This window comes from Bradyrhizobium sp. USDA 3311 (assembly GCF_054062495.1).
Map to the genome: position 1 here is coordinate 3,043,116 of NZ_JBSSFI010000001.1, position 14,385 is coordinate 3,057,500.

Annotated in this window: 8 protein-coding genes, 1 rRNA gene and 1 pseudogene; 5 read left to right on the forward strand and 5 right to left on the reverse strand. The window is 63.7% G+C overall.

Going from position 1 to position 14,385, the window contains the following annotated elements:
* The first annotated feature begins 4 nt into the window (after positions 1–4).
* Together metX and metW are read left to right on the forward strand one after the other, a co-directional pair.
* Positions 5–1,207 (forward strand): homoserine O-acetyltransferase MetX, encoded by a 1,203-nt coding sequence (gene metX, locus ACVWW6_RS14425; RefSeq protein ID WP_060910125.1) that lies wholly within the window; start codon positions 5–7, stop codon positions 1,205–1,207.
* A 1-nt stretch (position 1,208) separates the two neighbouring features.
* Positions 1,209–1,871 carry a methionine biosynthesis protein MetW gene (gene metW / locus ACVWW6_RS14430; protein ID WP_028173533.1) on the forward strand — a complete coding sequence of 221 codons (663 nt, stop codon included), beginning with the start codon at positions 1,209–1,211 and terminating at the stop codon, positions 1,869–1,871.
* 56 nt (positions 1,872–1,927) lie between these two features.
* Here metW and ACVWW6_RS14435 read toward each other — a convergent pair whose 3' ends face one another.
* Positions 1,928–2,791: an alpha/beta fold hydrolase gene (locus ACVWW6_RS14435; RefSeq protein WP_456680917.1), complete on the reverse strand. Its 864-nt coding sequence runs from the start codon at positions 2,789–2,791 to the stop codon at positions 1,928–1,930.
* A 215-nt stretch (positions 2,792–3,006) separates the two neighbouring features.
* Here ACVWW6_RS14435 and ACVWW6_RS14440 point away from each other — a divergent pair, with 215 nt between their 5' ends.
* Positions 3,007–3,792, forward strand: coding sequence for an NlpC/P60 family protein (locus tag ACVWW6_RS14440; protein ID WP_456680918.1), 786 nt, complete (start codon positions 3,007–3,009; stop codon positions 3,790–3,792).
* Between the two features lie 113 nt (positions 3,793–3,905).
* On the opposite strand, the gene ACVWW6_RS14445 is transcribed toward ACVWW6_RS14440, so the two are convergent.
* Positions 3,906–4,694, reverse strand: a complete 789-nt coding sequence (locus ACVWW6_RS14445) for an MOSC domain-containing protein (RefSeq protein WP_456680919.1) — start codon at positions 4,692–4,694, stop codon at positions 3,906–3,908.
* A gap of 239 nt (positions 4,695–4,933) precedes the next feature.
* Here ACVWW6_RS14445 and clpB point away from each other — a divergent pair.
* Positions 4,934–7,574: pseudogene (gene clpB / locus ACVWW6_RS14450) on the forward strand (ATP-dependent chaperone ClpB).
* A 75-nt stretch (positions 7,575–7,649) separates the two neighbouring features.
* Here the strand turns inward: clpB and ACVWW6_RS14455 are convergent.
* From ACVWW6_RS14455 to ACVWW6_RS14465, 3 genes are all read right to left on the reverse strand, one after another.
* The gene (locus ACVWW6_RS14455) at positions 7,650–7,916 is read right to left on the reverse strand and encodes a hypothetical protein (protein ID WP_271552236.1); all 267 of its coding nucleotides are present in this window, start codon (positions 7,914–7,916) and stop codon (positions 7,650–7,652) included.
* Between the two features lie 89 nt (positions 7,917–8,005).
* A complete protein-coding gene (locus ACVWW6_RS14460; RefSeq protein WP_456680920.1) occupies positions 8,006–9,637 on the reverse strand; it encodes a hypothetical protein in 1,632 nt (543 codons plus the stop codon).
* A 154-nt stretch (positions 9,638–9,791) separates the two neighbouring features.
* Positions 9,792–11,846 carry a M23 family metallopeptidase gene (locus ACVWW6_RS14465; RefSeq protein ID WP_038965357.1) on the reverse strand — a complete coding sequence of 685 codons (2,055 nt, stop codon included), beginning with the start codon at positions 11,844–11,846 and terminating at the stop codon, positions 9,792–9,794.
* A gap of 1,012 nt (positions 11,847–12,858) precedes the next feature.
* Between ACVWW6_RS14465 and ACVWW6_RS14470 the strand changes: the two genes are divergently transcribed.
* Positions 12,859–14,347 (forward strand): 16S ribosomal RNA (locus tag ACVWW6_RS14470).
* Positions 14,348–14,385: the final 38 nt, after the last annotated feature.

Genomic DNA, 14,385 nt, shown 5'->3' on the forward strand with positions numbered 1-14,385 from the left:
TCAGATGGTTGGCGTCACGTCGATATCCAGTCCCGCGATCAGTGCCGATGAGCGGTCGCATGAAGTGGATCATCCGAGTTCGCTCGTCGCGCAGTTCGGCGCTGATCAGCCGTTGCCGCTCGACTGCGGCATAGATCTCACCCCGTTCCAGATCGCCTACCAGACCTATGGCGAGCTCAACGCCGATCGCTCCAACGCGATCCTGATCTGCCATGCGCTGACCGGCGACCAGCATGTCGCCAATGTGCACCCCGTCACCGGCAAGCCCGGCTGGTGGGAAACCCTCGTCGGTGCGGGCCGTCCGCTCGATCCGAGCCAATACTTCATCATCTGCGCCAATGTGATCGGTGGCTGCATGGGCTCGACCGGGCCGGCCTCGATCAATCCCGCGACCGGCAAAGTGTGGGGCCTGGATTTCCCGGTCATCACCATCCCCGACATGGTTCGCGCGCAGGCGATGCTGATCGACCGGCTCGGCATCGACACGCTGTTCGCGGTGGTCGGCGGCTCGATGGGCGGCATGCAGGTGCTGCAATGGACGGCGGCCTACCCCGAGCGCGTGTATTCCGCGCTGGCAATTGCCTGCTCGACGCGGCACTCGGCGCAGAACATCGCCTTTCACGAGCTCGGTCGCCAGGCTGTGATGGCCGATCCCGACTGGCACAATGGCGGCTACGCCGATCGCGGCATCCATCCGCATCGCGGCCTTGCGGTCGCACGGATGGCGGCGCACATCACCTATCTCTCCGACGCGGCGCTGCATCGCAAGTTCGGCCGGCGCATGCAGGACCGCGACCTGCCGACCTTCTCGTTCGACGCCGACTTCCAGGTCGAGTCCTATCTGCGCTACCAAGGCTCGTCCTTTGTCGAGCGCTTCGACGCCAACTCCTATCTCTATCTGACGCGCGCGATGGACTATTTCGACATCGCCGGCGACCATGGCGGCGTGCTGGCGAAGGCGTTCGCGGGCATCAAGACGCGCTTCTGCGTGGTCTCCTTCACCAGCGACTGGCTGTTCCCGACCTCGGAATCGCGCGCGTTGGTGCATGCGCTGAATGCGTCGAGCGCGCGGGTATCGTTCGCCGAGATCGAGACCGATCGCGGCCATGACGCCTTCCTGCTCGACGTGCCCGAATTCTTCGACATCGCCCGCGCCTTCCTGGAATCGGCCGGCAAGGCGCGCGGACTCAACGGCAGGGGTGGCTAGGATGTCAGTGCAGGAAGTGCTGCCGCTGGGCGGCCTTAGCGCGGAACAGTCCGGTCATTTTCGCGCCGACCATCTGCTCGTCGCCGAGATGGTCAAGCCGGGCTCCAAGGTGCTCGATGTCGGCTGCGGCGACGGTGATCTGCTCCAGCTTCTGGAGACCCGCGGCATCGACGGCCGCGGCATCGAATTGTCGCGCGAGGGCGTCAACCGCTGTGTCGCCAAGGGCCTCGCGGTGGTGCAGGGCGACGCCGATACCGACCTCGTGAACTATCCCGATGATGCCTTCGACTACGTGATCCTGTCGCAGACGCTCCAGGCGACGCGGCAGCCGCGTGTGGTGCTGGAAAATCTCCTGCGCATCGGCCGCCGCGCCATCGTCTCGTTCCCGAACTTCGGCTTCTGGAAGATGCGGCTCCAGCTCCTGATCGGCGGCCACATGCCGCGCACCGAGAACCTGCCGGCGACCTGGTACGACACCGCCAACATCCACTTCTGCACCATCAAGGATTTCGTCGAGCTCTGCGACGAGATCAACGTCAAGATGGAACGCTCGGTGGCGCTCGATCTCTATGGCCGCCCGGTGCCGCTGAACCTGCCCTGGTGGGTGTGGAATATGTTCGGCGAGCAGGGCGTGTTTCTGCTCACGCGCGGGCAGGGGAAGTGACGCCGTAGGCGTCATTCCGGGTTCGCTCTTCGAGCGCCCCGGAATGACAGGGTAAACTATTGCGCCGCCACCGACCTCGGATCGCGCGCCGGCCATCGACCTGCTTCCACCAGCGTGACGAACCGCTCCACGGTCTCGTTGAACAGCGCGGGCTCCTCGAGATTGAGCACGTGCCCCGACTTCGGAAACATCGCGAGGCCCGCGGCCGGAAGATGCTTCTTCAGGAACAGGCTCGGCCCGACGCAAGGGTCATCCTCGTCGCCACAGATGATCAGCGCCGGCGTCGCGACGCCCCTGATCGCGTCCGTCATGGTGTAGATCGAGGGACGGCCGCCCTGGAAGCCGCGCATCGTGCGCGCCGATCCCCTGGCATCGTGCCGCGCCAGCGCGGCGTAGAAATCGGCGTGGCCGCGCGGGTCCTTCACCAGGAAGGGAATCCGGCTCGGCGCCTCGCGCGTGACTTTCGCCACCTCCGTGGAGCCGAGCGTCTCGAATTGCTCGGCATTGGCGCGGCATTGCTTGCGCCAGGCGTCGAGATTCTCGATCTCCGAACCGGAGCCGACGCCGGCTAGCGTCATCGACAGCGCCCGCTGCGGCGCGTTCAGTCCGATTTGAAGCGACGAATAAGCGCCCATCGAGAGCCCGACGAGATGCGCGCGGTCGATCCTGAGATGATCGAGCACCGCGAGCGCGTCGGTATAGAAATGCGTGTAGGTGTAGACCTCGCCCTCAGGCACGTCCGACGGCGTGTAGCCGCGCGCCGAATAGGTGATGCAGCGGTGGCCGCGCGAGAAGTAGCGCATCTGCGGCTCCCAATTGGTGTAGTCGGCCGCGAATTCGTGCAGGAAAATAATCGGCGTTCCCTGGCCCGCTTCCTCGAAATAGATGCGGACGTCGTCCCTGGTCGTGGCGTGGGGCATTAACCGTTTCCCTCTCTTCTAGCCGCATGTGAAGGATCGCAGTTAATGCTGTTGTCCGCAATGCGGCAGCGTCAGGCCGGCACCGACACAAAATCAACCCAGCTATTCACCGGCACGGTGTCTTTTTCTCGCCACATGGGGCGGCTTAACGGCCCGAGGGATGTCGGCCGCGCACGGGCCGGCTGGGAAGTGGGGGTGTCAACGAAGGATGACTAATGTTCGAGTTGTTTGCGTCTCGCCTGTCGCGTTGTGTTGTCGCGCTGGCGCTGTTCTTCGCGGCGGTCGCCGCGTTCTCGTCTCCGGCCTCGGCACGGCCGCATCGTCATAGCGCAGAGCGGCACGCTTACGCGCATCACGCCAGCAGATATCATCATTACCGGCACCAGGCCCGCAGTTCGCGCTTCGAGCGCAGCGCGGCGCAGTTGCAGGCCGGCGGCTTCATGGACACGCAGGCCAGCTACGATCCGAACGCCAATAGCGGCGGCATGGGTTACACGCGCTATCTGGGCGGCGGTGAAATGGGCATCGGTGGAAACGTGAGCCGCGCCGGCAAAGTGAGCCGCGCCCGTAACATGAGCCACGCTGTCAACAAGAGCAGCGCTGGCGACAATGGCAACGCCGGCAACATGGGTATGAGCAGCGGCTTCGGCGGCGGATCGGGCCTCGTGTCCGAGGCGCGCCGCTATCTCGGCGGCAACCCGACCGGGCGTGGCAGCCTGTGGTGCGCGCGCTTCATGAACATGGTGCTTGAGAAGACCGGCCACCGGGGCACCGGCTCGGACATGGCGAATTCGTTCGCGCGTTACGGCACGCGTGTCTCCGGCCCGCAGGTCGGTGCCATCGCGGTGATGTCGCGCGGCGGCCGGGGCGGCCACGTTGGCATCATCACCGGCGTCGACGCGCAGGGAAATCCGATCATGATCTCCGGCAACAACGGCAACCGCGTCCGCGAGGCGCCGGTCTCGCGCGGCCGCATCTATGCGTATGTGATGCCGAACTGAGGTGAGGGAGCGTAGGGTGGGCAAAGGCGCGTTAGCGCCGTGCCCACCATCTCGCTCCGCAGAGATAAAGCTGGTGGGCACGCTTCGCTTGGCCCACCCTACGGCAGCTCAGCTCACACCAGCTTCGGCTCTTCCACCGCGACCGCATCCCCCACGCCGATCTCGCCGCCGGCGATCACCTCGGCATAGATGCCGCAGTCCATATGTCCGAGATGCCGCGAGAGCGTCGGCGGAATCTCGAGATCGCGCTTTGCGGTCACCGGGTCCACGTTGGTGGCCGGGCAACGGACGATGCGCTTGACCACTTGCAACCGGGCCTGACCGATCGCGAGCGTCTGGCCGACGAGGTCGAGCTCGGACCATGCCGGCCAGCCCTTCACGTAGAGATTGGCGCGGAAGCGCAGGGGATGCACGGCGGCGCCGCCGAGCATGGTCTCGATCGCGCTGACGCTGTCCAGATTGATGATGGAGACGACCTTGCGGGCGACGTCGGAAAAGCTGTGGTCGCGGCCCGACAGGACTTTTGGCGGGCCCTTCAACTCCGGCTGGAAGTTCTCGGTGAAATAGCGCTCGATGGCGGCGCGCCCGGCGGCGGTCTCCAGATCGCCGCTGGCGACGATCTGGCCGTCCTTGCGGATGGTCAGGCGGTTGGTCGCGTCCTCGAACCGGCTGTCGAGCGAAGCCAGCCGCTCATTGCGCGCCAGCATCAGAAACTGGATTTTCGGCTTCCAGGCCGGCGCCTCGGGATCGAACCCGCTCGGGCCGTTCTCGATGGCGTAGCGACGGTCGGCGGGCAGGGTCTCGCCGACCCGCAAGGCAACGCGGGGCAGGGGTTCCGGGGTGAGGCCCTTGATGGGATAGCGGTAGAGGCCGGTAATCTCGGCGGTCTGGCTGGCTGTCATGGCGCTACTTAGGGGATTCGGCCACGCCGCGCCAAGCGGGCCGATGCGCGCACGAAATTGTGAAGACGCCTCTTTCGCTCCCGCAGCCCGCTTCCCACATCTGCCTCAGGCCGGCGGCAGCGTCGGTAAATAACGACCGTTACCGGTTGAGAAACGTCAATGCGGTAATCGGAAACCCAATGAAGATGCCGTTTGGAGTGCCTTAGAGGGCTCCATGGGCAGGCCGAGGGAAAGAAAAGATGAACATCGAGAAGTATACCGAACGCTCCAGGGGCTTCATCCAGTCCGCGCAGTCGCTTGCGGTGCGCGAGGGGCACCAGCAGTTTTCGACCCTGCACGTTCTGAAAGTGCTGCTGGACGACAATGAGGGGCTCGCTGCCGGTCTGATCGATCGTGCCGGCGGCAATTCCCGCGCAATTTTGAAGGCGACCGAGGACGCCCTGAACAAGGTGCCGAAGGTCTCCGGCGGCGGCGCCGGGCAGATCTATCTGGCGCCAGAGCTCGCACGCACCTTCGATGCCGCCGAAAAGGCCGGCGAGAAGGCCGGCGACAGTTTTGTCACCGTCGAGCGGCTGCTGCTTGGCCTCACGCTGGAGAAGACCAGCGAGGCCGGCGCGATCCTCGGCAAGGGTGGTGTCACCCCGCAAAACCTCAACGCGGCGATCGAGGCCCTGCGCAAGGGCCGCACGGCCGACTCGGCGACCGCCGAGAACGCCTATGACGCGCTGAAGAAATATGCCCGCGACCTGACCCAGGCCGCGCGCGACGGCAAGCTCGACCCGGTCATCGGCCGCGACGAGGAGATCCGCCGCACCATCCAGGTGCTCTCGCGCCGGACCAAGAACAATCCCGTCCTGATCGGCGAGCCCGGCGTCGGCAAGACCGCCATCGCCGAGGGCCTCGCGCTGCGCATCGTCAATGGCGACGTGCCGGAGAGCCTGAAGGACAAGAAGCTGCTCTCGCTCGACTTGGGCGCACTGATCGCCGGCGCGAAATACCGCGGCGAGTTCGAGGAACGGCTGAAGGCCGTGCTCCAGGAAGTGACCGGGAGCGAGGGCACCTTCATCCTGTTCATCGACGAGATGCACACGCTGATTGGGGCAGGCAAGGGCGACGGCGCGATGGACGCATCGAACCTGCTGAAGCCGGCGCTCGCCCGCGGCGAGCTGCACTGCATCGGCGCGACCACGCTCGACGAGTACCAGAAGCATGTCGAGAAGGACGCGGCGCTGGCGCGGCGCTTCCAGCCGATCTTCGTCAGCGAGCCCTCGGTCGAGGACACCATCTCGATCCTGCGCGGCCTGAAGGACAAGTACGAGCAGCACCATGGCGTGCGGATCACCGATTCCGCGCTTGTTGCCTCCGCGACGTTGTCCAACCGCTACATCACCGACCGCTTCCTGCCCGACAAGGCGATCGACCTCATGGACGAGGCCGCCGCGCGCCTGAAGATGCAGGTCGATTCCAAGCCGGAAGAGCTCGATTCGATGGATCGGGAAATCATCCGGCTGAAGATCGAACAGGAAGCATTGAAGAAGGAGAGCGATGCCGGTTCGAAGAGCCGCCTGCAGACGCTTGAAAAGGAACTCGTCGAGCTCGAGGAAAAATCCGCGTCGTTGACGGCGCGCTGGAGCGCGGAGAAGAACAAGCTCTCCGATGCGCAGAAGCTCAAGGCCGAGCTCGACGGTTTGCGTGTCGAGCTCGCCAATGCGCAGCGGCGCGGCGAATTCCAGCGTGCCGGCGAGCTAGCCTATGGCCGGATCCCCGAGCTCGAACGGCAGCTTGCGGACATCGAGGCCAAGGAGAACTCCGGCGAGATGATGGAGGAGGCGGTCACCGCCAACCACATCGCGCAGGTGGTCTCGCGCTGGACCGGCGTGCCCGTCGACAAGATGCTGGAGGGCGAGAAGGACAAGCTCCTGAAGATGGAGGACTCCCTCGGCAAGCGCGTCGTCGGCCAGGCCGAAGCCGTCCATGCGGTCGCAACCGCCGTGCGCCGCTCCCGCGCGGGTCTCCAGGATCCGAACCGGCCGATGGGCTCGTTCATGTTCTTAGGCCCCACCGGCGTCGGCAAGACCGAGCTGACCAAGGCGCTCGCGGAGTACCTGTTCAACGACGAGACCGCGATGGTCCGCCTCGACATGTCCGAGTACATGGAGAAGCATTCGGTCTCGCGGCTGATCGGCGCGCCTCCGGGCTATGTCGGCTATGACGAGGGCGGCGCGCTCACCGAAGCGGTGCGGCGACGGCCCTATCAGGTCGTGCTGTTCGACGAGATCGAGAAGGCGCATCCTGACGTCTTCAACGTTCTGCTGCAGGTGCTCGACGACGGCCGCCTGACCGATGGCCAGGGCCGCACCGTCGATTTCCGCAACACGCTGATCATCATGACCTCGAACCTCGGTTCGGAGTTTTTGGTGAATCAACCCGAGGGCGAAGATACGTCGGCCGTGCGCGAGCAGGTGATGGGAATGGTGCGGGGACATTTCCGCCCCGAATTCCTCAACCGCGTCGACGAGATCATCCTGTTCCACCGCTTGCAGCGGAGCGAGATGGGCCGGATCGTCGAGATCCAGTTCGCCCGGCTGCAGAAGCTGCTGACCGATCGCAAGATCGTGCTGACGCTCGACGGCGCGGCCCGCGACTGGCTCGCCGCCAAGGGCTGGGATCCCGCCTACGGCGCACGGCCGCTCAAGCGGGTGATCCAGCGCTACCTCCAGGGACCCGCTCGCCGAGATGATCCTGGCCGGCGACGTCAAGGACGGCGACAACGTCGCGATCTCGTCCGAAGGCAACGTGCTGACCTTCAACGGCAAGGCCCCGCAAACCGCGGAGATCGCCCAGTTCGAGGCGCCGGCGTCGAAGCGGAAGTTGAACTGAGCGTCATCGCTGCCTGAAACGACAGATCGCCCCGGAGAGGTTCACTTCTCCGGGGCGAATTGTTTTGGGCTGATCCTAGCCGACGGCGGACGCGGAGCCGGGCTCGGCCGGTCCGGCCTCGTCGTCGTCTTCTTCAAGCTCGGACAAGATATCGACCAGCTCGCGCACCCGTCCCTGCGCCAGCGGTCGCAAATCGTTGATCAACGGCTCGTCATTGGCGAGCCAGGCCTGGGCTTCGGCGAGCTCCTCGACGGTCGCGCCGGTCCCGATAATCTGGGCAATGGTGACCTCGTCGGCCCGATCCACGGCCTTGACGACATCGTCGCGTGAGAGGCGCGTCATGGGGCGATCCTCCTGCTGGTCGGTCCCGTTAGCCTCTAACCGGGAACCCGCGCGCCGGTTCCCCCGCAGCCGGATTCCGCTGGCAGACGCTACTTCTTCACCGCCTTGTAGATCGCATTCTCGATGTCGGAGGAAAAATAGATGACGCCGGTGGCGCCGATGGCGACGCCGGTCGGGATGTGGGTGGGCAGGCCGCCGGGTGCGCCCGCAAGGCCGATCGGGAGATCGGCCGCGATCTCGGTGATCTTGCCGTCCTCCGGCGTGATCTCGATCAGCCGCCTGGCGCCGACTTCCGCCACGATCAGCTTGCCGTCGCTGGTGCGCGCGAGGCCCTCGGGCATCTTCAACTCCTTGGCGAGCACGGTCTTCTCGCCGTTTTGCTCGATCTTGGACACGACACCCGCGAAGGCCTCGGTGACATAGACGTCGCCATGCGATCCGGCGACGAGCCCCACCGGACCCTCGAGGTCGCCGATCAGCGTGGTGCGATCCTTGCCGTGCTCGCCGCTGACGCGGACCAGCGATTTGGTGCCGAGCTCGGCCACCAGGATGCTGCCGTCCTCGAGCACGATCGCATCATGCGGCGCCTTGAAGTCATGCAGCATGTCGCGCGTCGCGCCGGTCTTGTTGTCGATCACCTGCACCGTGCCGGTGAACCAGCTCGACAGGATCACGTCGTTGCCCTTTGCCGTGGCGCTCATCGGATATTCGAGCGTGACGCCGGCGGCGTGCATGCGCGCCTTCTCGGTGACCTCGCCGGTCGTACCGTCCACGGTGCGATAGGCGAACACGTCGGCGACGTGGATCGTATCCTTGCCATTCTCCGAGGTGACGCCGATGCCGCCGGGCAACGCGAGCTTGCCGATGATGATTTGCTTGGCCTGGCCGCTGGCCGGATCGACCTCCTGGATACCGTTGTCGGCCATGTTGGAGACGTAGATGCGGTCCTTCTCGTCGATCGCGAGGTTGTCCAGCGACGGCTTCAGCTGCGCGACCATGGTCTTGGCGCCCGACTTGGGATCGACCCGAACGAGCTGGCCGAGCGCGGTGTCGACCACCCACAGATTGCCCTTGGAATCGAAATTCACCGCGGCCGGGACCTTGAAGCCGTCGGCAACCACCGTCAGCTCGGCCCTGTCGACGTCGACCTTGGCGACCTGTCCCTTGAACCAGAGCGGGCCGTAGAGCTTGTCGTCGGGACCGAACTCGAAGCCGTTGAGGCCGCCCATCTTCTCCATGATCTGACGCGGCGGTTTGACGCCTTCGACGTCGATCTCGTAGAGCGTGTCGCCGAGGAAGACCGTCGTGGCGTAGAGCCTGCCGTCCTTGCGGAAGGCCAGCGAATTGATGCCGGGAAGGCCGGAGGCGAGCTTCTTGATCGGGCCGTCGCCCTTGCGCGAATAGAGATCGCCGGCCAGGAAGCCGGTCCAGGCCATGGTGCCGTCGGGCGCGAATGCGATGTCGTCGGCCATTCCGATCGGAGCCGGGATTGCAACCTTGGCGGTACCGCTAGCGATATCCACCTCGTAGAGCATGGCGCCGGCGACGCTGCCGGCAAACAGATGGCCGGCCTTGTCGATCCCGAGCCCATGCACGCCATGGAACGCCGAGCCGGGGACGAGTTTCGTGACCTCCCAAGTCTCCGGTAATTTCTGGGCTGACGCGCTCGTGGTGCAGAAAATCGCAGCAATGACGGCCGTGCAGGCAAGCCTGTTCTTCATGGCGTGACCTCCCATTTTTGGAAAGTATTCGCCCGTCATCCGGCTTTGGCAAACGAAACTTGACGTTGTGTCGCCGTAAAGCGGCGTCGCTTCGAAAGCGTCCCATTCAACCGTGTTGGTGAAGATGTCCGGTCGATGTCGGCCGGTTGCCGGCCTACCGGTTGGTGACCTGCAACGGTCCGCCGGTCGCATCCGAGATACGGGCGATGGCGCCGCCCCGGCCGCTCATCATGCCGTCGAGCCGGTCGCGCTCCTTCTCGAAGCCGGCCAGCATCGGGCCTTCCAGCGATCGGCCGCGCGGCAGTTTCACGCGCAGCGGATCGACGAAGCGGCCGTTCACGAGGATTTCGTAGTGCACGTGCGGACCGGTCGACGCGCCGGTCGAGCCGACGAAGCCGATGACCTGGCCCTGGCGGACCTTCTTGCCGGCTTCCATGCCCTTGGCGAAGGCCGACATGTGGCCATAGGCCGTCTCGTACCCGTTGTTGTGCTTGATGCGGATGTATTTGCCGTATCCGCCCTCAGTGCCGGCCTTCTCGATCACGCCGTTGCCGGAGGCGAAGATCGGCGTGCCGTAGGCGGTGGCCCAGTCGACGCCGGTGTGCATCTTCACATAGCCGAGGATCGGATGGCGGCGGCCGCCGAAGCCGGAGCGCATGATGGCGTTGTTGACGGGCTTCCTGACCAGGAACTTCTTCGCGCTCTTGCCGCTCTCGTCGTAGTAGTCGACGACGCCGTCGTCGGGACTCTGGTAGCGGTAGTATTTCTTGGTCTCGCCGCCGACCGTGAGGGAAGCGAACAGAACGTCGTTCTTTTCGTTCGACGTCACGCCCTCGTCTTCGCCGGCGTAGAACACGTCGAAGGAATCGCCAGGCTGCACCTTGCGCTGGAAATCGACGTCGTAGGAGTAGATCTTGATCATGTCGTCGATGACCGGCATCGGCACTTTGTTGCGCATCGCGGTCTCGTAGATGCTTTGGTAGAGCCGCACGCCGGTGCCGTCATCGTCGTCATCGTCGTCGCTGTTGGCGTTGGCCGTGGCATCAGCGACGGTGTTCATGCTGGAGACGTCGACCGCGACGTATTTGCCGAGGTCGGACAGCGCAGCGATCGCCTCGACCATGGTGTCGTTTGCAACCACGACGCGATAGGGCTGGAGCCGGGCGCCGGGGCTTGCGGGCGCCATCAGGATGCGGAGCTTCTCGCCTTCCTTCAGGCCGCCGTCGCGGCCGCGCGGGCCGAGCGTCGCGGCGATCGCCTTGATCTCGTCCGCCGTGGCGCCGAGATCGCGCAGGACGGAGGCGACGCTGTCGCCCTTCTTGACCAGATGGACGCGCTCGCCGTTGGGATTGCCGCCGGTGATCTGCTCCTTGGTCTTCGGCAGCAGCGTGACGTTTTCCGGCACCACGCGCGTCTCGAAGCCGGCATAGGGATCCGACGGCGACACTTCGGTGGCGTAGGCCATCTTCATGTCGGACGCGCCGGAAACGTCGGCGGTGGCATTGGCGAGCGAGGCGTAGCGCACCCCGCCATTGCCGCGCCAGTTAGCGGCATCGCGGACCCGCATCAGGATGTCGTCGAGCGCCACCACCGCGGAAATCTTGGCCTTCGGCAGCACCGGCGACAGGTCCTTGGTGACGAAGGAGACCTCGGCGTCGGGTTCGACCGCTTCGGGGTTGTTGGGATCGTCGGCGGCGGTTTTCGGATCGGAGCCGACGTCGGTGAGAAGGCGCTGGGCGTTGAACGGCGGAATTTTCGCCGACAGGTCGCTCGTCGTCATCGACAGATTGCCGGCGATCCGGACGAAGGGGCGCACCCGCATAACGTCGCGATTGCCGACGCGGGCCACCGTGGAGACGCGCACGATGTTGCGCGATGCGGTGGATTCGTTCGGTGGCGGCAGGCGGTCGCTCTTGTGCAGCGTGGCGGCGCGATCAGCTGCGCCAAACGCGCCACGCAGCGCGCCTTCGACCCGCTCCGGCACCTTGGCGAAGGTCATCTCGCCGTCGAGCGAAGCGAAAACGGCGCCGCCGATCAGGGCTGCGCCGCAAAGTCCGGTCAGAATTGTCCCGCTGAACCATTGGACCGAAACACGACGGCGGTCGATGACGGCGGCTTCGGAACCATCGACGGAAAGCGGCGGCTCGTGGCCGAGATCGATGATCCCGGTCTCACGCCCGTAAGCGCCGCGTGACGTCCTGTGGTTCAACCCAAGTCCCCCAATCAACGACCCAAGAGGCCCATACCAGCCCGGTTTCGAGCCCCTCCCTGGTCGCCCTCTTGGAGGGGCATCGCAGGAAACGGCAAGCCGCACAGGCGCTCGCGGTCAGAAGGCCCTGATGACGGGCCGGCCGAAATTACGAACAGCTAAGCGGAAAAAGATCTCTCGATGTCTCTCGAATGTCTGAAGAAGGCCGCTTCATCGGTATGATCGCCTTCCTCTGACCCCACGCAAACCGCCGGCAGCCCCCACTGGCATCCCCGCGATTCAAGCTTGTCTCTTATCAGAACGCCGCGGGATTGTGGCTCTAGTACGGCGCCTAATATGGAAAAAGTTTCCTGAAGGGGCGGCCGGCCGGGCCCGTCCGGGGAGGGCGCCCGAAGCCGCTTCCGGAGCTCCTTTGGAGCCCCTCCGGAGCTCCCTGGGGCCCAAACTTTTTTTGAGATTTTTGCGGCGCGGCCGCGGTCGGCGCGCTCATGCCCTCTCTAATCGGCTGGAATCACTGGATTTTTTTCAATAATCCACTGTGCGACGATTTGTTGACGATTGGCGTTGACAGCCCGGAAGGTGGGGCCTATAACCCCAACCACTGAGCGCGGCGCCGCCGGGTCACTGACCAAGGCGAGCGAACGCGCCACTGATGCTCCTCACCTTGTTGAGTGACACAACAGCCGACACCAGTCGGTTGGAGTTCATCCATCGTCGGTAAGGGTGTCGGAACCCTTCCTCTCAGGAAGGTTGGGGCCTCTCCGGTCCCGGGCTGTTTGACAAGTGAAGATGAAGAAAGAGAAACGTGGACGGCGGAGTCCTTGCGGGTCTCGGCTCTGAAAAGCTTCGGCTTTTCTGATCGAGACCGGACGAAAGACTTCGGCGGTACACGTTTTAAAGGAAACACCATCGTTGCCAGCGATGTGAATCGCAGGCAGCTCGTCGATTTCGGTCGATGAAAAATGGTGGGACCTCGTCAAACGTTGTGATCAGCCGGTTCAAAGTTCAAGTCCAACTTGAGAGTTTGATCCTGGCTCAGAGCGAACGCTGGCGGCAGGCTTAACACATGCAAGTCGAGCGGGCGTAGCAATACGTCAGCGGCAGACGGGTGAGTAACGCGTGGGAACGTACCTTTTGGTTCGGAACAACACAGGGAAACTTGTGCTAATACCGGATAAGCCCTTACGGGGAAAGATTTATCGCCGAAAGATCGGCCCGCGTCTGATTAGCTAGTTGGTAGGGTAACGGCCTACCAAGGCGACGATCAGTAGCTGGTCTGAGAGGATGATCAGCCACATTGGGACTGAGACACGGCCCAAACTCCTACGGGAGGCAGCAGTGGGGAATATTGGACAATGGGGGCAACCCTGATCCAGCCATGCCGCGTGAGTGATGAAGGCCCTAGGGTTGTAAAGCTCTTTTGTGCGGGAAGATAATGACGGTACCGCAAGAATAAGCCCCGGCTAACTTCGTGCCAGCAGCCGCGGTAATACGAAGGGGGCTAGCGTTGCTCGGAATCACTGGGCGTAAAGGGTGCGTAGGCGGGTCTTTAAGTCAGGGGTGAAATCCTGGAGCTCAACTCCAGAACTGCCTTTGATACTGAAGATCTTGAGTTCGGGAGAGGTGAGTGGAACTGCGAGTGTAGAGGTGAAATTCGTAGATATTCGCAAGAACACCAGTGGCGAAGGCGGCTCACTGGCCCGATACTGACGCTGAGGCACGAAAGCGTGGGGAGCAAACAGGATTAGATACCCTGGTAGTCCACGCCGTAAACGATGAATGCCAGCCGTTAGTGGGTTTACTCACTAGTGGCGCAGCTAACGCTTTAAGCATTCCGCCTGGGGAGTACGGTCGCAAGATTAAAACTCAAAGGAATTGACGGGGGCCCGCACAAGCGGTGGAGCATGTGGTTTAATTCGACGCAACGCGCAGAACCTTACCAGCCCTTGACATGTCCAGGACCGGTCGCAGAGATGTGACCTTCTCTTCGGAGCCTGGAACACAGGTGCTGCATGGCTGTCGTCAGCTCGTGTCGTGAGATGTTGGGTTAAGTCCCGCAACGAGCGCAACCCCCGTCCTTAGTTGCTACCATTTAGTTGAGCACTCTAAGGAGACTGCCGGTGATAAGCCGCGAGGAAGGTGGGGATGACGTCAAGTCCTCATGGCCCTTACGGGCTGGGCTACACACGTGCTACAATGGCGGTGACAATGGGATGCTAAGGGGCGACCCTTCGCAAATCTCAAAAAGCCGTCTCAGTTCGGATTGGGCTCTGCAACTCGAGCCCATGAAGTTGGAATCGCTAGTAATCGTGGATCAGCACGCCACGGTGAATACGTTCCCGGGCCTTGTACACACCGCCCGTCACACCATGGGAGTTGGCTTTACCTGAAGACGGTGCGCTAACCAGCAATGGAGGCAGCCGGCCACGGTAGGGTCAGCGACTGGGGTGAAGTCGTAACAAGGTAGCCGTAGGGGAACCTGCGGCTGGATCACCTCCTTTCTAAGGATGATCCTTCAGCGAGCTTCGGCTCACTATCG